Source organism: Vibrio sp. KMM 9700 (assembly GCF_058545285.1).
Genome location: NZ_CM178589.1, coordinates 709,540 through 735,948, shown reverse-complemented (window position 1 = coordinate 735,948; position 26,409 = coordinate 709,540). Strand labels below are relative to the sequence as shown.

General features: G+C 40.8%; 31 protein-coding genes, 1 tRNA gene and 1 other RNA gene. 21 read left to right on the top strand and 12 right to left on the bottom strand.

All coding sequences use genetic code 11. The annotated features are described in order from the left end of the window. Positions 1 to 18: 18 nt before the first annotated feature. A complete protein-coding gene (locus AC2VOY_RS03330; RefSeq protein ID WP_491832225.1) occupies positions 19 to 609 on the bottom strand; it encodes a TetR/AcrR family transcriptional regulator in 591 nt (196 codons plus the stop codon). 467 nt (positions 610 to 1,076) lie between these two features. Between AC2VOY_RS03330 and AC2VOY_RS03325 the strand changes: the two genes are divergently transcribed. Further along, complete coding sequence (locus AC2VOY_RS03325; RefSeq protein WP_491832224.1) at positions 1,077 to 2,558, top strand: GGDEF domain-containing protein; 1,482 nt, start codon at positions 1,077 to 1,079, stop codon at positions 2,556 to 2,558. A gap of 15 nt (positions 2,559 to 2,573) precedes the next feature. Here AC2VOY_RS03325 and AC2VOY_RS03320 read toward each other — a convergent pair. After that, positions 2,574 to 2,649 (bottom strand) — tRNA-Arg (locus AC2VOY_RS03320). A gap of 139 nt (positions 2,650 to 2,788) precedes the next feature. Beyond that, the gene (locus tag AC2VOY_RS03315; RefSeq protein ID WP_491832223.1) at positions 2,789 to 3,424 is read right to left on the bottom strand and encodes a cupin domain-containing protein; all 636 of its coding nucleotides are present in this window, start codon (positions 3,422 to 3,424) and stop codon (positions 2,789 to 2,791) included. Between the two features lie 513 nt (positions 3,425 to 3,937). On the opposite strand from AC2VOY_RS03315, the gene ccmA reads away from it, so the two are divergent. The 10 genes from ccmA to AC2VOY_RS03265 all read left to right on the top strand — a co-directional run bounded on the left by ccmA (position 3,938) and on the right by AC2VOY_RS03265 (position 12,062). After that, positions 3,938 to 4,561 (top strand): cytochrome c biogenesis heme-transporting ATPase CcmA, encoded by a 624-nt coding sequence (gene ccmA / locus AC2VOY_RS03310; protein ID WP_491832222.1) that lies wholly within the window; start codon positions 3,938 to 3,940, stop codon positions 4,559 to 4,561. After that, a complete protein-coding gene (gene ccmB / locus AC2VOY_RS03305; protein ID WP_491832221.1) occupies positions 4,561 to 5,229 on the top strand; it encodes a heme exporter protein CcmB in 669 nt (222 codons plus the stop codon). The genes ccmA and ccmB overlap by 1 nt, the downstream gene beginning before the upstream one ends. A 106-nt stretch (positions 5,230 to 5,335) precedes the next feature. Beyond that, positions 5,336 to 6,079 (top strand): heme ABC transporter permease, encoded by a 744-nt coding sequence (locus AC2VOY_RS03300; RefSeq protein WP_491832220.1) that lies wholly within the window; start codon positions 5,336 to 5,338, stop codon positions 6,077 to 6,079. A 1-nt stretch (position 6,080) separates the two neighbouring features. After that, complete coding sequence (ccmD, locus tag AC2VOY_RS03295; protein ID WP_491832219.1) at positions 6,081 to 6,287, top strand: heme exporter protein CcmD; 207 nt, start codon at positions 6,081 to 6,083, stop codon at positions 6,285 to 6,287. Beyond that, positions 6,284 to 6,811 (top strand): cytochrome c maturation protein CcmE, encoded by a 528-nt coding sequence (gene ccmE, locus AC2VOY_RS03290; protein ID WP_491832218.1) that lies wholly within the window; start codon positions 6,284 to 6,286, stop codon positions 6,809 to 6,811. The genes ccmD and ccmE overlap by 4 nt, the downstream gene beginning before the upstream one ends. Continuing rightward, complete coding sequence (locus AC2VOY_RS03285; RefSeq protein WP_491832217.1) at positions 6,812 to 8,815, top strand: heme lyase CcmF/NrfE family subunit; 2,004 nt, start codon at positions 6,812 to 6,814, stop codon at positions 8,813 to 8,815. It begins immediately after the preceding gene. Continuing rightward, the gene (locus tag AC2VOY_RS03280; protein ID WP_491832216.1) at positions 8,805 to 9,365 is read left to right on the top strand and encodes a DsbE family thiol:disulfide interchange protein; all 561 of its coding nucleotides are present in this window, start codon (positions 8,805 to 8,807) and stop codon (positions 9,363 to 9,365) included. The genes AC2VOY_RS03285 and AC2VOY_RS03280 overlap by 11 nt, the downstream gene beginning before the upstream one ends. Then, on the top strand, positions 9,362 to 9,841 hold the full coding sequence (locus AC2VOY_RS03275) for a cytochrome c-type biogenesis protein (RefSeq protein ID WP_491832215.1): 480 nt from the start codon (positions 9,362 to 9,364) through the stop codon (positions 9,839 to 9,841). Before AC2VOY_RS03280 ends, AC2VOY_RS03275 begins: the two co-directional genes overlap by 4 nt. After that, positions 9,838 to 11,202: a c-type cytochrome biogenesis protein CcmI gene (gene ccmI, locus AC2VOY_RS03270; protein WP_491832214.1), complete on the top strand. Its 1,365-nt coding sequence runs from the start codon at positions 9,838 to 9,840 to the stop codon at positions 11,200 to 11,202. The genes AC2VOY_RS03275 and ccmI overlap by 4 nt, the downstream gene beginning before the upstream one ends. A gap of 62 nt (positions 11,203 to 11,264) precedes the next feature. Continuing rightward, a complete protein-coding gene (locus tag AC2VOY_RS03265; protein WP_491832213.1) occupies positions 11,265 to 12,062 on the top strand; it encodes an MlaA family lipoprotein in 798 nt (265 codons plus the stop codon). 117 nt (positions 12,063 to 12,179) lie between these two features. Here the strand turns inward: AC2VOY_RS03265 and AC2VOY_RS03260 are convergent, their stop codons facing one another. The 4 genes from AC2VOY_RS03260 to AC2VOY_RS03245 all read right to left on the bottom strand — a co-directional run bounded on the left by AC2VOY_RS03260 (position 12,180) and on the right by AC2VOY_RS03245 (position 15,397). Continuing rightward, positions 12,180 to 12,476 carry a hypothetical protein gene (locus AC2VOY_RS03260; RefSeq protein ID WP_491832212.1) on the bottom strand — a complete coding sequence of 99 codons (297 nt, stop codon included), beginning with the start codon at positions 12,474 to 12,476 and terminating at the stop codon, positions 12,180 to 12,182. A gap of 271 nt (positions 12,477 to 12,747) precedes the next feature. Further along, positions 12,748 to 13,554: a MetQ/NlpA family ABC transporter substrate-binding protein gene (locus tag AC2VOY_RS03255; protein WP_491832211.1), complete on the bottom strand. Its 807-nt coding sequence runs from the start codon at positions 13,552 to 13,554 to the stop codon at positions 12,748 to 12,750. A 92-nt stretch (positions 13,555 to 13,646) separates the two neighbouring features. Beyond that, complete coding sequence (locus AC2VOY_RS03250) at positions 13,647 to 13,862, bottom strand: hypothetical protein (RefSeq protein ID WP_491832210.1); 216 nt, start codon at positions 13,860 to 13,862, stop codon at positions 13,647 to 13,649. 191 nt (positions 13,863 to 14,053) lie between these two features. Then, positions 14,054 to 15,397, bottom strand: a complete 1,344-nt coding sequence (locus AC2VOY_RS03245; protein WP_491832209.1) for a sigma-54 interaction domain-containing protein — start codon at positions 15,395 to 15,397, stop codon at positions 14,054 to 14,056. A 428-nt stretch (positions 15,398 to 15,825) separates the two neighbouring features. Here AC2VOY_RS03245 and AC2VOY_RS03240 point away from each other — a divergent pair, with 428 nt between their 5' ends. The 4 genes from AC2VOY_RS03240 to AC2VOY_RS03225 all read left to right on the top strand — a co-directional run bounded on the left by AC2VOY_RS03240 (position 15,826) and on the right by AC2VOY_RS03225 (position 18,819). Further along, positions 15,826 to 16,371, top strand: coding sequence for a BON domain-containing protein (locus AC2VOY_RS03240; RefSeq protein ID WP_491832208.1), 546 nt, complete (start codon positions 15,826 to 15,828; stop codon positions 16,369 to 16,371). A 62-nt stretch (positions 16,372 to 16,433) separates the two neighbouring features. Further along, positions 16,434 to 16,610: a DUF1328 domain-containing protein gene (locus tag AC2VOY_RS03235; protein WP_491832207.1), complete on the top strand. Its 177-nt coding sequence runs from the start codon at positions 16,434 to 16,436 to the stop codon at positions 16,608 to 16,610. 80 nt (positions 16,611 to 16,690) lie between these two features. Then, complete coding sequence (locus tag AC2VOY_RS03230) at positions 16,691 to 17,125, top strand: hemerythrin domain-containing protein (protein WP_491832206.1); 435 nt, start codon at positions 16,691 to 16,693, stop codon at positions 17,123 to 17,125. A 68-nt stretch (positions 17,126 to 17,193) separates the two neighbouring features. Then, positions 17,194 to 18,819 carry a diacylglycerol kinase family protein gene (locus AC2VOY_RS03225; RefSeq protein ID WP_491832205.1) on the top strand — a complete coding sequence of 542 codons (1,626 nt, stop codon included), beginning with the start codon at positions 17,194 to 17,196 and terminating at the stop codon, positions 18,817 to 18,819. A 77-nt stretch (positions 18,820 to 18,896) separates the two neighbouring features. On the opposite strand, the gene AC2VOY_RS03220 is transcribed toward AC2VOY_RS03225, so the two are convergent. Beyond that, positions 18,897 to 19,283: a hypothetical protein gene (locus tag AC2VOY_RS03220; RefSeq protein WP_491832204.1), complete on the bottom strand. Its 387-nt coding sequence runs from the start codon at positions 19,281 to 19,283 to the stop codon at positions 18,897 to 18,899. A 406-nt stretch (positions 19,284 to 19,689) separates the two neighbouring features. Here AC2VOY_RS03220 and AC2VOY_RS03215 point away from each other — a divergent pair, with 406 nt between their 5' ends. Genes AC2VOY_RS03215 through AC2VOY_RS03200 form a run of 4 tightly spaced genes read left to right on the top strand, consistent with a single transcriptional unit; the run spans position 19,690 to position 21,724 of the window. Then, positions 19,690 to 19,977 (top strand): hypothetical protein, encoded by a 288-nt coding sequence (locus AC2VOY_RS03215; protein ID WP_491832203.1) that lies wholly within the window; start codon positions 19,690 to 19,692, stop codon positions 19,975 to 19,977. Positions 19,978 to 19,988: 11 nt separating this feature from the next. Next, complete coding sequence (locus AC2VOY_RS03210; protein ID WP_491832202.1) at positions 19,989 to 20,531, top strand: hypothetical protein; 543 nt, start codon at positions 19,989 to 19,991, stop codon at positions 20,529 to 20,531. After that, positions 20,518 to 20,727 carry a hypothetical protein gene (locus AC2VOY_RS03205; RefSeq protein ID WP_491832201.1) on the top strand — a complete coding sequence of 70 codons (210 nt, stop codon included), beginning with the start codon at positions 20,518 to 20,520 and terminating at the stop codon, positions 20,725 to 20,727. The genes AC2VOY_RS03210 and AC2VOY_RS03205 overlap by 14 nt, the downstream gene beginning before the upstream one ends. After that, entirely contained in the window at positions 20,720 to 21,724 is a 1,005-nt protein-coding gene (locus AC2VOY_RS03200; RefSeq protein WP_491832200.1) for an AI-2E family transporter, read from the top strand. Before AC2VOY_RS03205 ends, AC2VOY_RS03200 begins: the two co-directional genes overlap by 8 nt. A 196-nt stretch (positions 21,725 to 21,920) precedes the next feature. Here AC2VOY_RS03200 and ssrA read toward each other — a convergent pair. Continuing rightward, positions 21,921 to 22,287, bottom strand: a transfer-messenger RNA (tmRNA) gene (gene ssrA, locus AC2VOY_RS03195). Between the two features lie 148 nt (positions 22,288 to 22,435). Next, positions 22,436 to 22,921: an SsrA-binding protein SmpB gene (gene smpB, locus AC2VOY_RS03190; RefSeq protein ID WP_491832199.1), complete on the bottom strand. Its 486-nt coding sequence runs from the start codon at positions 22,919 to 22,921 to the stop codon at positions 22,436 to 22,438. A 163-nt stretch (positions 22,922 to 23,084) separates the two neighbouring features. Between smpB and AC2VOY_RS03185 the strand changes: the two genes are divergently transcribed. Both AC2VOY_RS03185 and AC2VOY_RS03180 read left to right on the top strand, forming a co-directional pair. After that, complete coding sequence (locus AC2VOY_RS03185; RefSeq protein ID WP_491832198.1) at positions 23,085 to 23,516, top strand: SRPBCC family protein; 432 nt, start codon at positions 23,085 to 23,087, stop codon at positions 23,514 to 23,516. Continuing rightward, complete coding sequence (locus tag AC2VOY_RS03180) at positions 23,516 to 23,839, top strand: RnfH family protein (RefSeq protein WP_491832197.1); 324 nt, start codon at positions 23,516 to 23,518, stop codon at positions 23,837 to 23,839. Before AC2VOY_RS03185 ends, AC2VOY_RS03180 begins: the two co-directional genes overlap by 1 nt. 226 nt (positions 23,840 to 24,065) lie before the next feature. Here the strand turns inward: AC2VOY_RS03180 and AC2VOY_RS03175 are convergent, their stop codons facing one another. Together AC2VOY_RS03175 and recN are read right to left on the bottom strand one after the other, a co-directional pair. Further along, the gene (locus AC2VOY_RS03175; RefSeq protein WP_491832196.1) at positions 24,066 to 24,428 is read right to left on the bottom strand and encodes an outer membrane protein assembly factor BamE; all 363 of its coding nucleotides are present in this window, start codon (positions 24,426 to 24,428) and stop codon (positions 24,066 to 24,068) included. Positions 24,429 to 24,637: 209 nt separating this feature from the next. Continuing rightward, positions 24,638 to 26,341: a DNA repair protein RecN gene (recN, locus tag AC2VOY_RS03170; RefSeq protein WP_491832195.1), complete on the bottom strand. Its 1,704-nt coding sequence runs from the start codon at positions 26,339 to 26,341 to the stop codon at positions 24,638 to 24,640. Between the last annotated feature and the right edge of the window lie 68 nt (positions 26,342 to 26,409).

Genomic DNA, 26,409 nt, shown 5'->3' with positions numbered 1-26,409 from the left:
GTTCGTGGGAGGCCTGGTTCATAACCCCTCCAGCATGGCGGCCGCCATGTCACGCGCTTGGTATAAACAGTCGCTTCGTCCCTCTAAGCCTGCTCGCACCATAGCTCCTTCAAGCAAGAAGGCGAGATGATGTGCCAATTGGCTGGCTCGCTGAGGCTCATCGCCGAGCATGTCGCCTACATGTTGAACTAGCAATGCCTCCACCTGCTCCTTGTGGCCTCTGACTACTATCCTGCCAGTATCCCCGGCAGGTAGCTCAGCCGCTGCATTTAGCAAACCACAGCCACGAAATCCGCGCACGTAAGCATCCTCGGCATGATCCTCATAGGCCAAGAATACTGCCATCACTCTGTCATGTGGACCCGTAGCATCGCGTAGACGTGCTTCATAAAGTGTGAGCCATTCTCTATGGCGAGCTTCCAGATAGGACGCCACTAGATCAGCTTTTGAGGAAAAGTTGTTATAGAGGCTTTTTTTGGCAACCCCAGCTTGCTTTACGATGGAATCGATCCCTGTTGCTGTAATGCCATTGTTGTAAAATAGCGTAGCAGCTGCATCGAGTAGACGGTCATTAGCGCTTTTTGGCTCTTGGTTGGAGGATTTGGTCATGTTGCTCCCTTAACAGACTCACACAAGTAGGTAGACTAGTCTACCTACTTGTGTGAGTCTGTCAATTATGGTGTTTTTCTGCCGATTAATGGCAGCAGAAAATAAAAAACTGCTCATTGGTATAAATAATGATATTAAAGAATAAATATTTTTTATGCTTTCCTGGGGGGATTTATGGCTATTCTAGCCGTTTGATCGGAGCTAGAGTGCTAGCAAATAGTATTTAAATAGGAATAGTTCTTACCTATGTTTTGAGAAAGCTGCTAATAAAACACTATTCAGTTTAAGTAGATATATAACTAAATAATATATAAACCAGTCGTTTATGGCTGGTTTTCTTTATTTCTCAAAGAAAATTTGTAAAGATATATCTTTATTGTTGAATTTTTGTGACGATTGATTAAAGTGGTCAATAAATAACACTAAATGATAATTTCCATATATATATTATGGTTTTAGGGATATTCATGGATGTCAGAAAAGGCTTATCTAAGCATAAATATTGTACAATGATTTTCTTTGCAAACTTGCTTGTCTTGCTATTTGCCGTCAGCGTAATCATTGTTCAAGAAATCAATGCTAGTAAGCACTATTTATCTTCAAGTTTTAATAATTTTAACCGAGCCGTACAAAATGTCGGGCGAATTAATGTTGAAGATGCAAGACAAGTTCAAGCAGTTATCGATAAAAGTTTGACTTTTAATCACCCGATAAGCTTGATTGAAAATACAAAAATTTTTGAAAACAATGATAAAGGCATTTTTGGCTTTAATTATGATGAAAACACCTTGAGCTCAGCTCACGGTACTTTATATGGTATTGCGCCCATTCCGGAGAGACTTAAAACGGGTCAAGAACGATTCTTAATTCTAGATAAAATCTGGAGTTATTATAAAGATGAGACGTTTTTCGATCAGCATTTTTATGTTAGCTATAAATATAATTATATATATACATCAAAGATTTATTCCGATCTTGAGAATGAGTTTAGTATTAATTCGACGACATTCGATCCTAAAGCAAAGCGTCGTGGTATCGAAAGTATCTACCAAGATGAACTTCAAGAACATGGTTACTTTTTTACTTTGCCAGTACTGGCAAATGAGAATACCAGCACGATTGAAGTGATCAGTCCTATATATAAAGATGCTGGGCTAGTGGGGGATTTAGGCGTTCGTTTTGACACCAAAGCCTTAGCTAATATTTTATCGATTTACCCAGATATAAAAGAAACAATTCGAATTTCGTTAGTGATGCGCAACTCAGGGCAAGTGGTCTCAATTAATGAAGCGCCTAATTTTTGGTGGTCTGCTTTTAAATATAAATATGAAATAGAAAATTTAGGAACAATTGTTGCAGATTACGATGTAATGTTTTTTGTGCACAAAGTATTTTCTGGCGTTGTGATTCTATTTATGGTGATCTTGCTACTCAACGCCTTAATTTATATTCGCAGGCAAAGTCGTCTTGAAAAAAGAGAACTTAGAGCCGAACTTGTTACCGAACCGATGACAGGTCTTTATAATCGCCGCATTATTGACAGTATTGCGATGAAGGTCGTGCGTCGCGCGCAACATGATGGTGAACCTGTGTCGATGATTTCTTTTGATGCGGTGAAGTTTAAGCATATTAATGATACCTATGGGCATCAAGTTGGTGATGAAGCCATTTTACATATCGCAAATAAGCTTAAGAAAAATGTTCGTGCCAATGATTTTTGTATCCGTATGGGCGGGGATGAGTTTTTGATTATCATGCCAGGGGTCTCAATGAGCAAAGCGCAAGAAATCACACAGAAAATTAAAACGGATATCTCAACCAATCCGATTCCAGGGCATGATGTCTACGTTAATGTAACCTGCGCGGTGAGTACATTTGAAAAAGGCGAAAGTTTTGATGATGTGTTTAAACGTGCGGATGATATTTTGTATCGAAACAAAAAAGCTTGATGTGGATTAGGAAAGTGGCGTCCCCGGCGCGACTCGAACGCGCAGTACAGACTTAGGAGGTCTGGGGTTTATCCGGTTAACCGACGGGGACAGCTAACTGCGCGAGATTATAACCTAAATTTTATTGAGATAAAACAACAGCTTTAAGTTTCAGTCCAAGGATAGAAAGTAAAGACTAAACTTAAAGCTGTATTGTTGATATGAAAGTGAAGCTTCTTTTTGATAGCTTGTTAAGAGGCTTTGGATTGTAGATTATCATGACAATTTCTTAATAAAATACGTTTATCCAAAGTCACAAGTAAGCAAATGGTATCTTCCAAAAATTCTGGGTGGTGGTGAGTCTTATCATCCAAGAATGCAAAATCTCCCGCTGTATGCTCCCCAAATTCATCTTTATATTTACCAGAAAGCATGACACATAGCTCATAGCCATCGTGCGTATGTTTTTCAACCGGAGCGCCAGCTTTGACATGCAATAGCGCAATATCTGGCGCGCCATCTGTCACATCCACTTGAAGCATAGAAAACAGTTCCAATTCTTCTTGAGTTTTAAATGGCAAGACACTTAAGCTATATGGCAACTCATATTCTTCATCATCAATTTCAACCACTTGTTTCGTATTATTTAAGTTTGGTTGAAAGGATCTATCTTTAATTTGAGACAGATTTTTATGCAAAGTTTCTTGGATACAATCCAAGCTTGTTTGAGCGTCGTGAGTTTTTGACTTGCTAAAGAGTTGCGTACGTTTTTGTTTGTGAAAACAGCTAGTGCACATTTCAAGGTGTGCAGCTACAGCAACACACAAGGCATCAGATAAAGACTGATTATTGAAGGCATTTAACATATCGGTTGACGGGTGATTCATATTTATCCTTCCTATGTAAAAAGTGACAACTTCCTTTAGTTTTTACATATATACCTGTGGTAATTGAAACTGCAGCTCTATCCACTCTTTGATATTCCATTGCAAAGCCATCTACATACTAACTGGCTTTATTTTCTTGCAACTTCAATGCGTTGGTATAAACGTTGCGTATAAGTATTTAAGAAATACTATTTCATCCTATATAAGTGTAGCGGTTCTTTTGTATTTGACATCAAATTAACATGAGTTCGTTGCATTTGGCAGAGAAAATAAATGTGAATGAAGTATTATTATTTTGAAATCTGAACTAGATCATGAAATGAAAATAAACAATGTAAATGTTATGGTCTTCGTCTTTTGTTGAGAATAATTCTCAATATTTAAAAGTATTGGTTTTTGAGTGGTTTTTTGGAGCAAACGAGTGTTTTTTATCTTTTAGATGTGAGTGAAGTTGTGCCTCTGATTTATGCTTGTGTTAACATAGCGATATTTATAGCTAAATAGAATATAGCCATGTTGCAAGTATCAGATTTAAGCGCCATACGTGGTGAAAAAGAACTCTTCCAAAACTTATCCTTTGCAGTCAAAGCAGGTGATCTTATTCAAATTGAAGGTCGCAATGGCTCAGGAAAAACTACCTTGTTGCGTCTTTTAACTGGGTTAAGTAGCCGTATCGATGGTGAGATTTTATGGAAAGGAGTCGACATCAAAGATGATCGCGATGCGTTTCACCAAGATTTACTCTTTCTTGGTCACCAAACTGGAGTCAAAAAAGACTTAACTGCATTTGAGAACCTTAATTTTTACTTGCAGATTCACGGCAAGGCAAAACCTGACACTGATGCCATTTGGGCGGCGCTTGCTAAAGTTGGGCTCGCAGGGCGTGAAGATATACCTGCAGGGAAGTTATCCGCAGGTCAGCAGCGCCGCGTAGCACTGGCAAGACTTTGGCTCAGTCAGCAAGTTTTGTGGATTTTAGATGAGCCCTTAACTGCAATCGACAAGCAAGGGATCAAGGTCATCGAAGATTTATTTTTATCTCATATTCAAAAAGGTGGGATGATTTTATTTACCACCCATCAAGATATGTTTGTTGGCCTTGATGCGCTGCAAAAGATCCGCTTAGGTGACTCATAATGTTAAAAACCATGTATCAAATTACCCGTCGTGAACTCTTGATTGCTTATCGTCGTCAAGCCGATATTTTAAACCCTTTGTGGTTTTTCATTATCGTGATCACCTTATTTCCGCTCAGTATTGGCCCTGATCCTGCGCTGCTTGCACGTATTTCTGGCGGGATCATTTGGGTGGCAGCGCTTCTCTCTGCATTACTTTCGCTTGAGCGTCTGTTTGCGGATGACTTTCAAGATGGCGCACTAGAGCAATTAATGCTGATGCCTGTGCCACTGCCTTTAGTTGTGATAGCTAAAGTTATTGCTCATTGGCTCTTAACTGGCTTGCCTTTGTTGCTCATTAGTCCACTCTTAGCCGTTTTATTGTCATTAGATATGCAAACTTGGCTGGCTGTTGTGCTGACGCTTTTAATTGGTACGCCAACCTTAAGTTTTATCGGCGCAATTGGCGTAGCTTTAACTGTTGGCTTGCAAAAAGGTGGCGTGCTTTTAAGTTTGCTTATTTTGCCTTTGTATATTCCTGTGCTGATATTCTCAACGTCTGCCATCGATACCGCAGCAAGTGGCATGGCATATCAAGGCCAATTAGCAATTTTAGGCGCTATGCTAATGGGAAGCATAACACTCGCACCATTTGCAATAAGTGCAGCTTTACGAGTAAGTATTGATTAAAATCTAAAAACTTGTTTTTCATTTATGGTATAGATCACTCTAATCTGTATCTAGAATACATCTTATAAAATAATAATTAACTTTAGACTGGAAAGTGAGAAGAATTATGTGGAAGTGGCTACATCCATATGCAAAACCAGAAAAGACCTATGCGCTCTGCGGCAAACTGCTGCCATGGTTTGCATTACCTGCTTTGATCTTACTCATCATTGGCACTGTATGGGGGCTTGCTTTTGCGCCTGCAGATTATCAACAAGGGGATAGCTTTCGGATCATCTATATTCATGTGCCAAGTGCGATGTGGTCAATGGGGATTTATGTCTCCATGGCTGTCGCAGGCTTTATTGGTCTTGTTTGGCAGATTCGTCTGGCGAATATGAGCATCGCCGCGATGGCGCCAATTGGTGCGCTCTTCACCTTTGTGGCATTAGTCACTGGCGCAGTTTGGGGCAAACCTATGTGGGGTACTTGGTGGGTTTGGGATGCACGCTTAACCTCTGAGTTGGTTTTACTTTTCCTCTACTTAGGCGTTATTGCACTCTATCATGCATTTGATGATGAACGCACAGGCGCCAAAGCTGCGGCGATTTTATCTATTGTGGGCGTGGTAAATATTCCAATTATCCATTACTCAGTTGAGTGGTGGAATACGCTGCATCAAGGTGCGACTATTACTAAAATGGGCAAACCATCTATGTCGACAGATATGTTATGGCCTTTACTTATCAATATTTTAGGCTTTGCATTCTTCTTTGCTTATTTAAGTTGTGTGCGTTATCGCAATGAAATTTTAGAAAAAGAAGGTCATCGCCCTTGGGTACGTGAACTTGTGATGAAGAAGGGGGCATAAGATGCATTTTGAATCATTTGCAGAGTTTATCGCAATGGGAAAATACGGCGCTTATGTCTGGAGCGCATATGGGATCACTTTTGCTGGTATGTTGATTTTATTAGTGAAAAGCTTATCTAAGTCCAAAGCGTTAAAAAAAGAAATTAAACAAAAAATAGAGCGTGAAGCACGTATGAACGCCGCCAAAGATATGGAAAATACACTATGAATCCGAGACGCAAAAAGAGAATGACATTGCTGCTTGCCGTTGTCCTAGGGGTAGGCATCACGGTAGGGCTTGTGATGTATGCATTAAATCAAAATATTGATTTATTCTATACGCCAACCGAACTTGTGGAAGGCAAACCCGATGGCACTAAACCTGAAGTTGGTCAACGCTTGCGTATTGGCGGCATGGTTGTGGAAGGCTCCGTTAAGCGCGATTCTAACTCGCTTAAAGTGAGTTTTGATTTAGCCGATGTTGGCCCTTCTGTAACGGTTGAATATGAAGGTATTTTGCCTGATTTATTCCGCGAAGGGCAAGGTATTGTGGCGCAAGGTGAATTGGTTGATGCGCGCACGATTAAAGCGGCAGAAGTGCTCGCCAAGCACGATGAAAACTACACCCCACCTGAAGTAGAAGAAGCAATGAAAAAAGGCCATTCAGCTGAAGGTCAAGCGCAGGCACAAGAGTACAAAGCCTCGCATCAAAGCGCTCAAACTCAATCAACAGCTCAAACTGGGAGTCACTAAATGACTGCTGAACTCGGCCATTTTGCTCTGATTTTATCGGTCGCAATGGCATTACTTTTAAGTATTTTACCTTTATATGGCGCTAGCAAAAACAATGCCGTCTTGATGGGGACAGCGCGCCCACTGTCTTGGGCAATGTTTTTAAGTTTAGGCATTTCGTTTGCAGCTTTGCTGTGGGCGTTTTATAGCAATGACTTTAGCTTGCAATATGTGGCGTCAAACTCAAATAGTGCACTGCCTTGGTACTATCGCTTAACTGCGGTATGGGGCGCACATGAAGGTTCGCTTCTGCTTTGGGTATTTATCCAAGCGATTTGGACGGTTTGCGTCGCAAGCTTTAGCCGTGGCATGCCGCAAGAGTCGGTTGCGCGCGTGTTAGCGATTATGGGGATGATTTCTGTTGGCTTCTTGCTTTTCATTATTTTAACCTCAAACCCATTTTTACGCGTTTTGCCATACTTCCCAATTGATGGCCGTGACTTAAATCCATTGCTTCAAGATCCGGGGTTAATTATTCACCCGCCAATGCTGTATATGGGTTATGTGGGCTTCTCGGTCGCTTTCTCGTTTGCGATTGCATCGCTGATGACTGGGAAACTTGATACGGCGTGGGCGCGTTGGTCACGTCCTTGGACAATTGCTGCGTGGATCTTCCTAACGCTAGGCATCGCACTTGGTTCTTGGTGGGCTTATTATGAGCTTGGCTGGGGCGGCTGGTGGTTCTGGGATCCAGTTGAAAACGCATCTTTCATGCCTTGGCTTGCTGGCACGGCGTTAATGCACTCATTAATCGTAACCGAAAAACGTGGCACCTTTAAAGCTTGGACTGTGTTGCTTGCTATTAGCGCATTCTCGTTAAGCTTGCTTGGCACCTTCTTGGTTCGCTCTGGTATTTTGGTTTCGGTTCACTCTTTTGCCTCTGATCCGGCGCGCGGGATGTTTATTCTCGCTTTCTTGATTGTGGTGATTGGCGGCTCTTTATTGCTGTTTGCAGTCAAAGGTGGCGCAGTACGAGTACGTGGTAATTTCTCGCTTATTTCACGAGAAAATGGCTTATTAATCAATAATGTTCTTTTGATTGCAGCCTTGGTTGTGGTCTTGATTGGTACTTTATTGCCACTGGTTCACAAGCAAATTGGTTTAGGCTCAGTGTCTATCGGCGCACCTTTCTTTAATATGCTCTTTACTTGGTTGATTATTCCGTTTTGTATCGCGCTTGGGGTGGGTCCTTTAGTGCGTTGGAAGCGTGATAACCTAAGTGAAGCGAAAAAGCCTATGCTCGTTGCATTGCCACTTTCATTGATTGGCGCATATGCCATGGTGATCTTAGCTGGCGGCTTTAAGTGGTTGGCATTTATCGGTTGGGCATTGGCGCTGTGGGTGATTATCCTGCATTGCTTTGAAGTCTATCAACGTGCCACGCACCGTCATTCATTTGCTAAAGGCATTACTAAATTACAACGTAGCCATTGGTCTATGGTGCTCGGGCACTTAGGTCTTGCCGTGACTGTGATTGGGATTGCGATGACGCAAAACTATAGCATTGAGCGTGACGTACGTTTAATGCCGGGTGAAACTTTCCAACTTAATGAATATACCTTTGATTTTAAAGCCTTAAGAGATAACGATGGGCCAAACTATGAAGGCGTTGTTGGGGATTTTGAAATCACTCAAAATGGCGAATATGTCACCACCTTACATGCCGAAAAACGCTTTTATGATACGGCTGGCTCAATGATGACAGAAGCTGCGATTGACGCATCACTGTGGCGCGATTTATACATTGCGATGGGTGAAGAGCTCCAAGGTGAAAATAATCAGCCTTCGAATGCTTGGGCGGTACGTATTTACTACAAACCATATATTCGTTGGATCTGGCTTGGTTCTATCTTTATGGCGATTGGCGGGGTGATTGCACTGACTGATAAACGCTATCGTTTCCGTAAAAAAGAAGCGCAAAACTCAAACAAATCAAATCCTAAAGAGGCTCATAATGAATCGTAAATTACTCTTCATTCCGCTGATTTTATTTTTAGCATTAGCGGCAGTGTTTGCAACTCAGCTGACGCGCAATGCCAATGGCGATGATCCAACTAAGCTTGAATCTGTCTTGGTGGGCAAAGAAGTGCCAAGCTTTAAGCTGGAAGATTTGTTTGAAGCGGGCAAAACCTATGATCAGAGCCTACTGAAAGGTCAGCCGATGCTGTTAAATGTATGGGCGACTTGGTGTCCAACTTGTTATGCAGAGCATCAGTATTTAAACCAACTCGCCAAACAAGGCGTGAAGATTATTGGTTTGAACTATAAAGATGAGCGTGATAAAGCCGTCAAATGGCTCAATGAGCTAGGCAATCCTTATCAAACGAGCTTGTTTGATGGCGATGGCATGTTGGGGCTTGATTTAGGTGTGTATGGCGCGCCAGAAACCTTTTTGATTAACGCACAAGGTCGAATTATTTATCGTCATGTGGGGGATGTAAACGATCAAAACTGGCAGCAAACGCTTAAACCTATGTATGACAAAATGCTACAAGAGGCAGGAGCAAACTCATGATCAAAAAGCTATTTTTTGTATTATTACTTGGCTTTAGCATTTCAAGCTTAGCGGCAATTGAAGTGTTTGACTTTGATACGCCTGAACAAGAAGCGCAATTTCAAGAGCTTAGTCATACGCTACGTTGCCCTAAGTGCCAAAATAACTCAATTTCAGATTCAAATGCTGAGCTTGCCAAAGACTTACGCCTGAAGGTTTATCAAATGACTAAAGAAGGCAAGAGCAAACAAGAAATCGTTGATTATATGGTGGCGCGTTACGGCAACTTTGTGACCTATAAACCACCATTTAACGCATCCACTGCTGTGCTTTGGGGCGCGCCTATTTTTGTGGTGCTATTTGGGTTATTTGTGATCGTGCGCCGCTCTGCCAAGGCAAAAACGGATGTGATCACTGATTGGGATGAAGAGCAAGAAGCGCGTCTCAAAGCTTTGTTTGACGAAGAAGAAAAAAATAATAAAGAGGATCAGAAATGACAATGTTTTGGATAGCTAGCCTAGTTTTAACACTAGGTATGAGCTTGTTTGTGATCATTCCTTTATTAAAGCCAAGATTAGAAGATCAAAAAACGCAGCGTGATGAGCTTAACAAAGCTTTTTATAAAGATAGATTGGCTGAGCTTGATGCGGAAGATGATGCAGGGATCATTGAAAATAAAGATGAGCTGATTTTAGATTTAAAAACCTCACTTTTAGATGATATTCCACAAGAGCAAAATCAAGCCAAAGCAGAAGCGATTGCGGCGGCGAAATTTGTGATCCCATCAGTGATAGTCATTTTTGCACTGTCTTACGCTTTATATATGAAGTTTGGCGCGATGGATGAAATGAAAAATTGGCAAGCATCGGTGGATCGCCTGCCAACACTTGCCAATAAATATCTGACTTCTACGACAGAGCCTTTGACTCAAAATGAGATGGAAGATCTGATTTTAGGGTTAAGAACCAAGCTTTATGAAACGCCCGATCAAATTGAAGGCTGGTTATTTTTAGGCCAAATTGGTTTGAACGTACAAAGCCCTGAGCTTGCAGTGGGCGCGATGAAGCATGCAATCAAACTAGCACCAACCGATAAAAATGTGATGCTTAGTTATGCGCGCGCATTAAGCATGTCAGATAGCCCAAATGATCATAATAAATCATTAGAAGTTTTACATAAGCTTTTAGAATATAAAGACGTTGACCCTAGTGTTTATTCTTTGGTTGCTTTCAATGCTTTTGAGCAAGGTGATTATCAACAAGCTGCCGATTACTGGACACAAATGCTTGATGTCGTGCCAAAAGATGACTCACGTTATAACATGATAGAAAAAAGCATTGCGATGGCGAAAGCGCGTTTAAATGGCAGCGAGATGACAATGCCAGCGCATCATGGTCAAGCTCAAGCAGCGCAAGAGCCAGCAACGCAAGCAAAACCTGACTCATCAGCAGAAGCTGTTACGCAAGTTGAAACAGTTACACAAGCTGAAACTGTGCAAACCAAGCCAGCAGAGAAAATTGCTGAAGGCACGATTCAAGCAACGATTACATTGGATCCTAAATTAAAATTGCCAGAACAAGGCTTTTTGATTGTGTCTGTGCATCCTGCTTCTGGCGCGCCAATGCCACTTGCCGCGGCGCGTTATCCGCTAACAGATTTTCCTGTGACGGTTACATTGGATGACTCGAATGGTATGATGCAAGGACAAAAAGTATCGGATCTTGAAGAGTATGTTGTCAAAGCAAGAATAGATCAAGATGGTGATGTCGGTACAAAAAATGGGGATTTATTTGGAGTGAGTAGCATAATTAAAAAAGGAGATGCTACTTCATTAACAATTAACCAAGAATACCCTTAAATGAATAAGCCGTTAGTGGTATAAATAATATTAACGGCTTAACTCCGAACAGGAAGTTCCATATGAAATCTCAGCAATCTTCGATTGGACAAATCGCAAGAAAGAAAACAAACAAATGGTGCATAGGTTTAATCCTCACGAGTGCACTGATACTGTCAGGCTGCTCAAGTGCGCCAGATGATGCGCCGGCAAGTTCAACCAATGCAGTACAAGAAAGCGCAGATCCGCATTTTTTTGAAGGCTTTAACCGAGCAATGTGGACGGTGAACTATGATTATTTAGATCCTTACTTTCTGCGCCCAGTGTCATATGCTTATGGTGAATATACGCCATCTCCAATCCGCGCGGGCATTGCTAACTTTCTTGGCAACTTAGACGAACCTGCGACATTTATGAGTAACCTTTTTATGGGGAACTTTGAAGAGGCAGGCAATAGTTTTAACCGTTTCTGGATTAATACTATCTTTGGTTTAGGTGGTATTATTGATGTTGCGGGTGCTGGCGGCATTGAAAAACCAAGAGACAGAGAATTTGGTGATGTGCTTGGTCATTATGGCGTCGGGGAAGGTGCTTATATTATGGCGCCTGGTTATGGTCCATTTGTGGTACGTGATACGGCAGATGTCGTCAATCCTATGTACTTTGTGCTGAATTTCTGGCAATCAGCGGGTAAATGGGCGCTACAAGGCTTAGATTCTCGTTATGAATATATTGGTCAAGAAGCCTTATTGACAGACTCTCCTGATCCTTACGCACTTGTACGCAGCGCTTATCTGCAAAGTTTAGATTTTGATGCGGATATAAAGCAAGAAGATGAAGTGATAGATGATGATTTATTAGAAGATTATTTAGATCGCTAAAGATTAAATCTTTCTTTCACAGATACGAAAAGACCTTGAAGTGGTGATATGCTTCAAGGTCTTTTTTATTATCAGGAATGGGGGAGTTCGGGGGTATCGTTTAATATACTTTGTAGCTTAAGAATCGAGTTTTAAGATTCTTTTATAAAAGTCATATTTTTGCTCTAAATTCTTGTTGGCTATTTCATAACGAACATGCAATGGGATGCGTTCATTCATTTGTCTAACTTGATATTTCACTTGGCTCTTTTGATATTGATACCATTGTACAAGGTGTTGTTCGCGTAATTCGGCTGAAGTCGTTTGATTAATCACTTGCGCAGACAAGGTTTCAATCGGTGCTTGCGCCGCTGCAGTAAAAGAAATAGCAGTTAAGCTTAAGGCTAAAATTGAAGTTAGTTTAAAATAAGTCATCGGCATCTCTCCTGGTCATGGTATCCCGCTTTGGTCAGGATATGCTTAGAAGATGCGTAAATCATGCCTGTTGTATTCAAGAATTTTTAGCTTATATAGCGCTTTGTGAAAGGGCGCAGTGAATCTAACTATTTTTTGAAGATGATTTGAGTCAAGTGCACAGTTTTGATATCCAGATGAAAGATTTTAAGGCAAAAAAATACCCCTTGATACGCATTCAAGTTGCAAGAGGTATCAAGAGGCATTGCAGTCAATCTAAAGGCTATATAAATTAATAAGCCGCTTCAATCGTACCTTTAAAGCTCTCGTCGATATAATCACGAATCGCTTCGGATTGATAAATCTCGACAAACTTTTTATATCTTGGGTCGTCTTGATTTTCTTCACGCGCCGCGATCACCATTACCGCAAGTGGCTCATCTTTGGCTTCAAGATAAATCCCTTGTTTTTTAGGATCAAGCCCTGCAGACATGACATAGTTCATTGTGATCGCCGCAGCATCAACATCATCAAGGGTACGTGGCAGTTGCGCTGCATCGACTTCTAAAATCTCAATATTTTTTGGATTATCGATAACATTACTTAACGTGGCTTTTGAACCGATATTAGGCGTTAGCTTGATAAGACCTGCAGCTTCAAGTAATAACAATCCACGTCCGCCGTTTGTTGGATCATTGGGGATGGCAACACGCGCCTTTTCTGGCAACTCTGCGAGTGATTTATATTTATTCGAATACACCCCCATACGCATTAAGATTGATTGCCCAATCGAGACTAAGTTTGCATTGTTATTGGCATTATAATTATCAAGAAATGGCTGATGTTGATAGCTATTTAAGTCCAAATCACCGTTTTCCAGAGCTGCATCTGGCGTGATGTAATCTGAAAATTCAACGACTTCGACATTTAGCCCTTGTTTGGCTGCTTCTTTGGCTACCGCTTCAACCACTTGGGCATGTGGTCCAACTGTTGCGCCTACTTTTATGCTTGCTGAGTTCTCTTCTTGACCACAAGCACTTAATACACCAATTAGAGCTAAGGTGGTTAGATTTTTAATTGAAAAAAATGAGCGTGTCATCATACGTCCTTTGTTGATGTCAAATTATGCTTTTAAGTTACCATAATATATGCAAATGAAAATAAAAAAGGCCAGCATAAAGTACGCTGACCTTAGATAAAAATTGAATAACTTAGATTTAATTGAACTGATAGGTATAAGATAAAATCAAAATTATTCGCATAAGATACGCCAACTTTTGTGATCACTTTAGTCGGGTCATTAGCATTTTTAGAGTCTTGGTCGTTTAGCTTTTCGTTTACATCATCGGCGAGTGCATTGGATGTAAAAAGCGCTAAACAAACATAGAGATACGGGGAAAATTTCATATAAGGTCTCATAAAAGGGGGTATAAAAAGTGAGGTCAATGTCACATATTAGTAGTCTTTTTGTATGAGATCCAGTTAAAAAATTGTTATTTATTTGGTGCGAGCGCTTTTGGTGAAGCTTAGAGATAAAAGAAGTTTAAGGGCATTTATAAAACTGAGCGCACACCCTTAACAAGATGTGCGCAACGAACTTATTGCGCTTGGTATTTTTCAAGCTTGTTGTATAAGGTTTTGACGCTAATACCTAGCTTGTGGGCTGTTTCCGTTTTATTGCCTTGATTCTCTTGCAATGTATTTAAAATTGCGGCTTTTTCGATTTCTTCAAGAGAGACTCCCGTAGGCACCGCTTCTTCAATTGAAGTGCCTGTTTCCAGCGGTGGTGTATCGAAAATAAGATGCTCATCTTTGATGATATCATCTGCAAGAATAAAGGCTCTTTCTATTGTGTGCTTGAGTTCACGAACATTTCCCGGCCATTCATAAGTCGCAATTTTTTGGATGGCTGAATCTAAAATCGTTTTCGATTGCGACTCATGCGCATTTCGGTGAGCGATGAAATGTTTGGCAAGGCCGACAACATCGCCGCCTCGTTCGCGTAGCGGTGGGATTAATATCGGAAAATGTGCCAATCTAAAGTATAAATCTTCACGTAAAAAATTCTCTTCAATCGCCACTTTTGGATCCCGGTTAGTGGCTGCGATAATCCTAGCATTTGCATGATGAGCTTGATTGCTCCCGACAGGGCGGTATTCCCCAGTTTCTAACACGCGCAGCAATTTAACTTGGTGTTCAATTGGCATTTCGGTGATTTCATCTAAAAATAGAGTGCCACCTTCTGCTTGTTTAAAAACCCCTTGATGCGCTTTATTCGCACCTGTAAATGCGCCTTTTTCATGCCCAAAGAGTTCACTGTCAACCAACTCAGGGCTGATAGCACCACAGTTAATTGCAATAAAAGGTTGTTGATTGCGTGTGCTGGCAAGATGAATGGTTTGCGCTGCGAGTTCTTTACCACAGCCGCTTTCACCCACGATTAAAACATTGGCATCGGTACGCGCAACGCGGCGTATCATTCGATACAGTTGGTGCATGGGCTTAGATGAGCCGACAAGCAAACCAAATTGGTCTAAATTGCTGGTCGAGACTTGTTGACCTTGTACTTTTTTATCTTGGTAATACTGACTAATTTCTTGCAAGGTATCAGCTAGCACGGAGACATCGACAGGTTTGCGATAGTGGAATATTGCACCCAAGCTCATTAATTTATCGAGGTTTTTATTTGGCGTGCCAGAGCTGATGATAACCAGATCCATATCATAGATCTCATCGATGCTGGCAAGACTTTGAAAATCCTGATCGGTGAAATGGCTAACTTCTAAAATAGCGACATCAGGGATTTGCTGTTGAAATTGAAAAATCCAATCGCTTTGAGGATCGACATCGAGCAACTTGAATTTATGACGCTCCTCGCATGAAGCAAGAACCTCCTGTAGCGCAACATCCTGTATACGTAGAAACAAAGTTGGTAGTGACATCGAAGTATCCTCTTTCCTATGACAACTCAATGTACGTCTAATATTTCCAATTTACAAGATAAATCCACCCTGAGAGTATCTATATTTTATTTCATGTGTTTTATTAATAAATTCAATGATGTAGTTGTTATTTTTGTATGGTTATTGCTACGTCATTTGGGCCTTTTTACAATCTTAAAAAAGCTGAAATTAGGTATAAAGAAAGGATTCTTTTTTGCCGATTAGTTTTTATTCAAGCATTTTCTTTTTTACATATCGAAGCTGATAAAAATTACATTTGGGTATGTAATTTATTCATTCAAAAGATTGTTTCGCTCGCCGTAATCCTACATTTAATTTTAAATTTATTAAAAATCAATAGCTTAAAAAGTTGGCACGCAGGTTGCTTTATTGAGTATGTACAGAGACAACAATCAAGGAGAACGAACATGAAAAACTTTCGAGTAAATATTTTATTAGCTTCAATCCTTGCGACCTCGTCTTTCGGCGCGCTTGCTGCTAATCAATGGGAAAACGAATCAAAAGATGCATGGATTGATGGTAAAGCCGAAACCACTTTACTGCTAAGCACTAACTTGAACTCGTTTGATATTGATACCGAAGTACAAAATCAAGTTGTGACTTTAACGGGTCAAGTTGATAACAGCACAGAGAAAAAACTCGCAGAAGAGTTAGTGGCTGATCTTGACGACGTAAAAGAAGTTAAAAATGAACTGACAATTAACCAAGAGCAAGAAGGAGATTCTGAGACTATGGCTACATTAACGGATTCAAAAATCACAACAATCGTAAAAACTCGCCTACTAATGGACACAGATGTTAGTGGTACCGACATTGAGGTGACCACCAATAATCAAGTCGTCACCCTTGAAGGGCATGTTGATAGCCAAACTGAGCACGATCTTGCAATGTCGATTGCCAATAAAACCGACGATGTGAAAAATGTGGTCGATAAATTAGAAATCGTGAAATAAACATCTAAGAGAAATACGACTTAGTTTCACATTTCTAATTATCCATCACGGAGGATAACACTATGTTACGTTGGATCTTAATCTTTTTAGCACTTGCTTTGGTTGCCGCTTTATTTGGCTTTACAGGTATCGCGGGCGCCGCAACTTCGGTTGCACAAATTATCTTTTTTGTCTTTTTGGCCTCTTTGGTTGTATCCATTATTCTCGGATTAGTTGGCCGAGGACGAATGAATCGATAACGCATCACTCGCAATAAATTGATAGTTAAAAGCGGGGCATCCAACCTCGCTTTTTCATGCAAAATTTAGAGGATTTATAGATGAAAAACATATTTGAAGTATTAAAAGATAGCCATGAAAAGCAACGTTTACTCCTCGATACTTTACTTCGAACATCAGGGGATACACCTGCACGTCGTGAGTTTTACCAAGATCTCAAGCAGGAGCTTCAAAACCATGCGATTGCCGAAGAGCGTTACTTTTATTCGCCATTAATTGACAGTGACCAAACCGTCGGGTTAAGCCGTCATGGTATTGCAGAGCACCACGAAATTGATGAAATTATTGAAAAAATCGATAACACAGATTGGGATTCACCAGCTTGGTTGACCTTGTTGAAGTCACTGCGCGAAAAGGTGCAACACCATTTAGATGAAGAAGAGCAAGAATTCTTTCCACTAGCAGGTAAAGTCATGTCTGGTCAGCAAAAACAATCGTTAGCCCAGGATTATGAAGACCAAAGAGAAACTTTATAAGTAGAAAAGCTTATCTGTGCATTTTGGGATGAGTCGTAAATTTACTTAAATAGAAAAAGGAAAGAGATATGTTCATTATTAAGTATTATGTCGTTGGGGCGCTTGCGAGTTTAACGTTAGCTATATTATCGCCGTATGTCATAGTGAGTTTAGTCTTTTTATGGATATCTCTTTCCTTAGCTTTGGTCAGCATCGCCTACATTTATGATATTCCTTCACTATTTCGTAAGAATGAGGATGGCAAAATTGTATGGTGGATTCGCTGGGGATTTATTCCCTTTCTATTAGGTATCAAAGGCTACAATGCTTGGGTACGCCGCAATGATAGCGTCCCTCCGATTCAAAAAATCAATGAACACATCTATTTATCACGCCGATTATTTCAATCTGATTTAGATTTTCTCCAATCTAACCAAATTAGCTGCATTGTTGATGTGACTGCTGAGTTCGCAGGGCTGGAAAGTGCAATGACAGATAAGCACTTTAGCTATCTGAATATTCCTGTGCTCGACCATAAGGTGCCGAATTTAAAGCAGTTGCAACATGCATTAAATTGGATACATACACAGATTAGCTGTGATCGCAAAGTCGTGATTCACTGTGCGCTTGGTCGAGGCCGTTCGGTCTTTGTCGTTGCAGCTTATCTGCTCAGCCAAGATCCAGATCTGACCCCGCAGCAAGTCATGCAAAGGATAAACGGTGTGCGCAGTACTGCTCGTTTAAATCCGTATCAAGATCGCATGCTAAACGCCTTACGCAAAAAGAAATCGATACAAATTGGCAAACCGACTTGGCTGATTGTGAACCCTGTTGCGGGCAAAAAGCTATGGGATCAATATGAGTCGAGCGTGATTCGAACCTTAACTCGTAAATATGCGCTGCGTTTGTTGTATACAGATGAATCTACCCCCGCCAGTGTGTTAACCGAGAAAGCGATTGCACAAGGAGCTGATAAAATTATTGCTTGTGGTGGTGATGGCACAGTGACTGAGGTGGCAAGTCAGCTAGTGAATCAAAATATACAACTTGGGATTTTACCTTTTGGCACAGCAAATGTACTGGCGCATGTCTTGTATGGGATTGAATCTAAGTTTTCCCCAGTCGAAAAAGCGTGTGAGGTCATTTTACGTGGTGAGCATCAGAAAATTGATACTGCGCGCTGTAATGATCACTTAATGTTGTTAGTGCTCGGCATAGGGTTAGAGGAAAAAATGCTCTCAAGTGCTAAGCGTGAAGATAAGAATAAGCTCGGACAAATGGCTTATTTAACTGGCTTTTTTAATGCCGCAGTGGCGGAAGATGTGCAAACGCTAGAGGTTAGTTATGATCACCAAGCAGCTGAAACCTTAGCTGTGCATAGTTATGTGGTGGCCAATACTGCGCCTTTTAGTACTATTCTCGCCCAAGGGAATGGCTTTCCTGAGCCGGATGATGGTTTATTGCATGTCACGTATTTAGATCAACAAGAATCGCTGGGGAACCGTTTGTTTGCACTTTCGGATCTCACCTTAACCAGCTTAGGCGCACAGCAAAAATCCAAGATATTTCAATCGACTCAGGCAAAACATATTCGGATTCAAACGCAAGGGGAGTTGGAATATTCAGTGGATGGCGAGGTATATAAAACGGCGGATGCTTTAGAGGTAAGTATTCACCCACAATCACTGAATGTTTTTATTTGCTCTCAAGCATAACTGACAACAACTAAATTAGGTTCAGGTTCCTGCCAACCATGGTCTGCAAAGTCCCCCCTTTGCGCCATGGTTTTTTTTTACAACTGATTAAAGATTTCGTCATTTTCTATTTGCAGCGCTGCGACCCAATACGCAAGTAGGTTTTTTAAACTTGGGTCAATCGTCTCGCGGATAAAAAGTTTTAATGTCATCAGCAGTGCAGAGTTTTCTTGGTGGAGCATGCGATAGTTATCAATATGCACCGCATTCAAGTGTGCGCGTTTGTGTTGTAGCACTGTCTCTATGGATTGCGGGAAATAAAGCGCAATCATTTTGTCTATCATAGCTTTTTCGATCATTAAAAAGCGATTTGCTGCGCGTGTGATGGATTGATTCGTGTTGTATTGAGTGAGCGGTAGACTTTTATCATAATGTAAAATGAGTTGGTCCATTAGTTTATCTACGCGATCATCTTGACATCTCATATATCACCCCTTTGTCGATGATTGTATTTATTTAACAAGTTGTCGCTGTAATCGACATTTTATTCTGCTTGTTATTTGTCTCTTAGGTTGACGCTATTTTATGGCGCCGTAATTCTATATAAGCAGTTTATATGCCAAGCTGTTTTATTTATTTAAATCAGATATTTAGCTTTTTTACTGAATTTGATTATTTCATTTTAAGTAAAAATTACAGCATCAAAGGGTAACAAGCGGAAATATTTACATTTCAGTCTTACGCATGTAAAGGTGATTAATTTTAATTTCCTTAAATATCAATAAGTTAAAAAGTTGGCACGCTTCTCGCATTATGTATTACTGAGAATGACAACTAAACAACAGCAATTTTGCTGAACTGTTTTATCCATAATGCACAAGGAGATTTAATATGGCTAACACCAATGCAAATACTCAAAATTCGAAGACCAACGAAAACGAAAAAAGTGCAATGAAAACGCAGCAACAAAAACTTGAAGATGCCTATCACTTAGCGGAGCAAGCAACCACTGAGGCGGTCGGTGAAATTAAAAAACAAACTCAAGCTAAGCTCGATGCAGGCTCTGAAACTGTGCAAGATGCGACTAAGCAAGCAGAGAATATCATCCGTGAGCGCCCACTTCTGAGTATTGGTTGCGCCTTCCTTGCAGGTTGGGCAGTTTCTAAACTGGTTAAATAATCGGATCGTCTATGAAAGATTCACACAGTTCTACTGATGAATCTCAGCGCTCGGCCCCAAACTTGGGTGACCGAGCCCTTTTTGATGAGGCGTATCAAGCCAAGATTCAACAAGAGATTCAAGATGTTTCGCAAACCATGTCACGTATTTCTAATCATGTTGAAGATGCTGCATCTTCAGTCGCAGATTGGGGGCAACAAACATTTAGCTTGTTGATGCTGGAAGCTAAGGTCAATCTCAAAGCATCGAGACAATTATTTGTTTTGGGCTTGTTTTTGTTTTGTATCACAGTTTTGTTTGTATTTAGCTTGTGCGTGAGTATAGGTTTAAGTATTTATTTTTGGCTAGGAAATCCTTACTTTGGACTGTTTAGCTTTTTGCTTAGCTTAGGCATATGTATTGGGCTGATGCTTTGGCGTCAACAGACACTCATCAGTTATTTAGGATTTTCACAAACAAAGCAACAACTAGAGGAGGCTTGGGATGTCATCGTTCAAAACACTGCATCATCAAATCAGGCACAAACGACTCGAAAGCAAAATGACGTTAGATAATGCACAATTATCAGTCGCGAGTGTTATCGTTACAGGTTCGTGCTTTATCAAGACACACCCTTGGGTTTCATTGGCTATTGGCGCAGCGTCTGTAGCTGTGGTGACGCGTAGTCGCCGTCTCACTCGCATCATGCCATCTTTATCTTTGGTGAGTATTGCTGCGCGTCAAATCGATGAGTTGACCCGTCATGATTAAAATTCCAATTCGAGCTCGCCCATTAGGGATAGGTTTGGCAAGTTTGGTGCTGCTAGTACCTGCTTTATATTTTGCCAAACCTGTTCTCCTACCAATTATTCTAAGTACTTTTATCACTTTACTTTTCAGTCCGTTGGTGAACTTTTTAGAATTAAAGCGCATTCCACGCCAAGTGTCTGTTATTTCGCTGCTGCTTGTACTCGTTATGGGGATAGGTTTGGGGGTGTCAGCATTATCTGAGCCTGTGCAAGAATGGTGGGCAGAGTTGCCAAAAGTAGTGAAAGATGTTTCGCAAGAGGTGAGCGAGGCAACCAAATCATCTACCCAAGAGTTGCAAAAAGAGCTAGATATCGCCAAAAATATTGATGGCTTAGGGCACACCACGGTATTTTCATTTGTGAAATCTTTCGCCAGTACCACTCCTAGCATCCTCACTCAGCTGATGATTATCTTGTTCATGGTTTATTTTATGTTGAACTATGGACGTGATTTATTTCGCCAGACGATTACTCATTTGGGCAATTTTGGCAATAAACGCCGCGCGGTGGAACTCGTCAAAACGGTGCAACAAGATTTATCTCGTTATATTGGCACCATCACACTCGTCAATGCCGGGCTAGGCTTAACTGTCGGGGTAGTGTTCTTTTTCTTAGGCTTTGAAGATCCCTTTGTGTGGGGCGCGTTTGCCGGCCTCATGAACTTTGCACCTTATTTAGGTCCATTTATTTCAATGTGCTGCTTTGCGCTGGTTTCATACTTGCAGCTTGATTCGATTAGTTTTACCGCAATCGTCGTGTCGAGCTATCTATTTATGAACTTAATTGAAAGCCAGTTTGTCACGCCAACTATGCTCGGCAAGAGATTTAATTTAAACCCGCTGATTATTTTTATTTGGCTAGTGATCTGGGGATTTTTATGGGGTGGCATGGGGCTCTTGATTGGTGTTCCATTATTGGTGTGTTTGAATATTTTGTTTGACCGCTTTGAGTTGGTGTAGCAGCAAATCAGTAAGTAGAGCTGTTTTCTATAATAGGTACACTAAATTTATGTTATATCTAAAGTGTACCTAAGAATGAACCCAAAGCTCAAAGAAGTCATAGGAAGGTAAAAGAATCAATAAGCTGCTAAGTTATTGATTTCAGGTTTGTTTAGATACAAAAAAAGACGCCCGAGGACGTCTTCTTTCTTTGGATTGGTGGAGCTGGCGGGATTTGAACCCGCGTCCGAAAACCATCCATCATTGGCGCTACATGCTTAGTCGATCTTTAATTTCACTACCGGCCTGCGAACCGACACGCCAGCTGATAGCTATCCTGAATTATTTTTAGTGCTTTGTCTCTCAGGCGGGAGACGCTGCACGAGTTTGTTTGGGTTTGACTCTTCGTTATTCCCCGTCTTACAAACGGAAGCTAGGGCGAAGAGGCTCTCAGCAGGTTATTAAGCTGCTAGTGCGTAGTTTTCGTCGTTTGCGACTATTTTTTTGCGGCTTTTTACGTGGCCAACCGCCCCACGACATGCTCCTCAGACTTACAGATTCCCGTCGAATCCTGAATCAGCCCCGAGTAATAGGCATCTTAACATAAAAGTTTAGGCTGTCTAGTCATAAACTTAAAATCAATGCCTTAAAACAACTGTTTGCTTAAATATAAGACAAACTTTGTGATGCTTAGTTTCATTTAAAGGGTAAATATTCCCTTAAATAATTGAATTAACGTAAGTTGCTCTTCATGACGCGCGCTTTGTCACGCTGCCAATCTTGAGTTTTTAGATCCGCACGCTTATCGTGTAATTTCTTACCTTTTGCTATCCCGATCTTAATTTTCGCCCACGAACGTGACCAATACAAAGAAAGCGCAATTAAGGTCATACCATCTTTGTTGACACTGCCAAATAGGTTGTCAATTTCACGACGTTTTAGAAGTAAACGACGCACACGAGTGGGATCTGCCACAATATGAGTGGAGGCTTGTTGCAGTGGTGTGATGCTCATTCCACTGATATAAGCTTGCCCATCGCGTAAAAAGACATAGCTTTCTGCAATGTTTGCTTTTCCTTGGCGAAGTGCTTTTACTTCCCAGCCTTGGAGTTCCATTCCCGCCTCAATATCATTCTCGATGAAGTATTCGTGACGTGCTTTTTTGTTTAATGCGATAGTGTTGCTACCGGCTTTTGGTTTTGATTTTTTCTTTGCCATAATAGCGCCATTATAAGAGATAGATTCCTTTTAGAGAATCCTTTTATTAGGTATCATAGTAATATATCAGTAATTTATATCTAAGTAACGGCAAAATCTAACTTTAAGCCCCATTTTGAATAGATAAACGCCAAAATAGAATATGCGTAAACTAGGAATACCTATGCCCCAAGTTCAGCGATCTGCTTTAGTCTCATTTAGCGCAGAACAAATGTTTAATCTGGTGAATGATGTCTTATCTTACCCTCAGTTCTTGCCTGGTTGCTCAGGTTCAGAGCTTCATGAAGCAAGTGATAATCATATGCTTGCATCGGTTGACGTGGCGAAAGCTGGGATTAAAAAAACCTTCACGACACAAAATACTTTAGTTGAGAATCAACGTATTGAAATGGCTTTAGTTGATGGCCCATTTAAGCATTTGCAAGGTGTATGGCGATTTACTCCGCTGGATGAGAAAGCATGTAAGGTTGAGTTGTCACTTGAATTTGAATTTAGCAGTAAGATGATTGAGATGGCATTTGGCCGTGTGTTTAATGAACTGACTTCAAATATGGTGAACTCATTCACTAAACGCGCAAAAGAGGTTTATACATAATGGATACAGAAAACCAAGATATAAAAATGCTTCAAGTGGAAGTTGTCTATGCTTTGCCGCAAGAGCAAAAAATCTTTTCGCTTGCGGTGCGTGAAAATACCAATGTTGAAGATATTATCAAGCAATCTGGCGTGCTAGAGGCTTATCCTGAAATTGACTTGAAAGAAAATAAAGTTGGGATTTATAGCCGTAATGTGAAGCTAGATAGTTTGGTTCAAGATAAAGATAGAATTGAAATTTATCGCCCGTTACTTGCTGATCCAAAAGAGATTCGTCGTAAAAGGGCAGAGCAGGCAAAAGCTGAGCAAGCGAAGAAAAAATAGTTGGGCTTGCGAAGGGTTAAAAACTCAGTAAGTTAGAGTCTCTCAGGTTTTAATTACTTGTATTTATGCCACTCAAAATAAGGCTTGGAGTTTAGCTTATTGCTGATATTCGATGCCATGGAACAAAGTTTAAAAGTGCAGGGACGCACTTTTCAAAGCGCACATGGATGTCCTGAGCGTCTTTGTGTAATGGCATGAATATCAACAATATTTAAAGCAAAGATCTTTACATCAACGGTGTCATAAAGTCAGGGCTTGGCTCAAAGTCACCTTCGATTTTACCTAAACGACCATTGTTTGGATCAAAATAGGCGATTAGTTTTTTCTGCACTGTATCTTTATGACCTTTAGTACTGTTGTAAATGTAGTACCAAGTATCAGGGAAGCCATTTTCAACCAGCATAGGTGAGCCCATCACATAACGTACTTGTTCTTTGGTCATGCCATAACGTAGTTGATTTACTTGCCCTTGTTCAACATAGTTACCTTGGTCGACATCAATACGATAAACCATTTTTTCAGCTATTGAGCAGCCTGTTAACATGCTTAAAGCGAAAGGGATGGCTAAGATCCACTTTTTCAAATCCATAATCATCAATCTTAGTGTTGGTCAAACATAGTTGGGTTAACTAGCTTGCAAAAATTTGGAATATTTAGAAACCCGCATTTGCAAGATATTTCTAAATCATAGAGTTGTGCAAGACTATCATAACTTGATTTATTGCGCCAATAAGTTTCATATTGGCGCTTTGCCTGAAATTTGATGACAAAGTCTAAAAAAAGTTCAGTTTATCTCTATTAAGCAGCAATCGCTTGACCTGTCGCACCGGTTAAGAGTTCTTTTGCATTGGCTAAGGTAAAATCTGTGATCTCACTACCGCCAAGCAGGCGTGCTAATTCTTGAACGCGTGCATTGTCATCAAGCTTATACATCTGAGTTTGGGTTTGGCCTTTTGATGTTTGCTTGGCAACAAAAAGCTGCTGGTGACCACAAGCGGCAACTTGCGGCAAGTGGGTCACACATAAGACTTGGGTTGATGCGCCTAGACTGCGCAGCATTTTACCCACAACACTTGCTGTTGGGCCACTGATCCCCACATCGACTTCATCGAAAATCAAACTTGGTGTCTGAACTTTTTGCGCCGTGATCACCTGAATGGCTAATGAAATACGTGATAACTCACCACCTGATGCCACTTTGGCTAAAGGTTGCATCGGTTGACCTGGGTTGGTTGAAACCAAAAAGCAAATTTGATCCACGCCAAGCGGGGTTGCAAATTTCGCATCACTGCTCACTTCAATGCAAAACAGTGCTTTCTCCATGCTTAATTCATGCATGCTTTGGCTGATGAGTTTATTCAGCTCCTTGGCATAGCGAATACGGCTTTGGGTCAGCTTTTCTGCTTTACTAATAAAGTCTTGATATTTGACTTCAACTTCTTGTTCAAATTGTTCGATACGCTCATCCGAGCAATCTAATAAATCAATTTGCTCACGTAAATCTTGGTGGTGCTGATAAAGGTTTTCCGCCATCACATGGTGTTTACGCGCTGTATTCATAATTTGACTATAACGCATTTCAACTTGAGCTATCATCTCAGGATCAATTTCAAGATCGCTCATATAGCCAGAAAGCTCACTATTGATCTCTTCAATTTGGATCATAGCTTCACTAAGCATATTCGGCAGCTCTTTTAACTTAGGATCAAGCTCTGCAAGTTCGGTTAAGGCGTGGCTTGCCGATTGCAACAAACTAAGCGCATTCACATCTATGCCTTCATATAAGGTTTCGCTGGCTTGCTGACATGCTGCCATGATCTCACCGCTACTTGAAAGGCGTTTATGTTCTTGCTCAAGCTCGCTAAATTCATCTTCACGTAAGGCTAACTCGTCTAGCTCCTTGATTTGATACTCAAGCAACTGCTTTTGGGCTAGGTTTTCTTGGCTGTTGTCTTTGAGTTTTTTGAGCTCATTTTTCGCTTGGCGCCAAGTGGAATAACGGGCTTTGGTTTGTGAGACAAGATTTTGGTGCCCAGCGTATTGATCAAGCATTGCCAGTTGGGATTCACTACGCATCAATTGATGGTGCGCATGCTGACCGTGGATATTAATCAAGTGTTGACCCAAAGATTTTAATTGGCTCAGTGGAACAGGGCTAGCGTTGATATATGCACGTGAGCGACCTTCTTTAGTGATCACGCGTCGCACGATACATTCTTTAAACGCACCTTCAGCGCTTGCATCAATCAAGTCATTATCTTCAAGCCAACGGCGCGCACCTTGGTTGTTTTCAAGTGAGAAAGAAGCGCAAATATCAGCCTTTTCTTCATTTGGACGCACCATGCTTGCTTCAGCGCGCGCACCGAGGCAAAGGCCAAGTGCATCAATAGCAATCGACTTACCGGCACCTGTTTCACCAGTAATACTTGTCATGCCACTAGAAAGGTCAAGTTGTAGAGATTTAACGATAGCGAAGTTATTGATACTTAAATGAGAAAGCATAGTGATACCTGTATATAAAACCACTGTTGTTATACTCAGTATATACTGATTTTTTATACAGTAAAGGG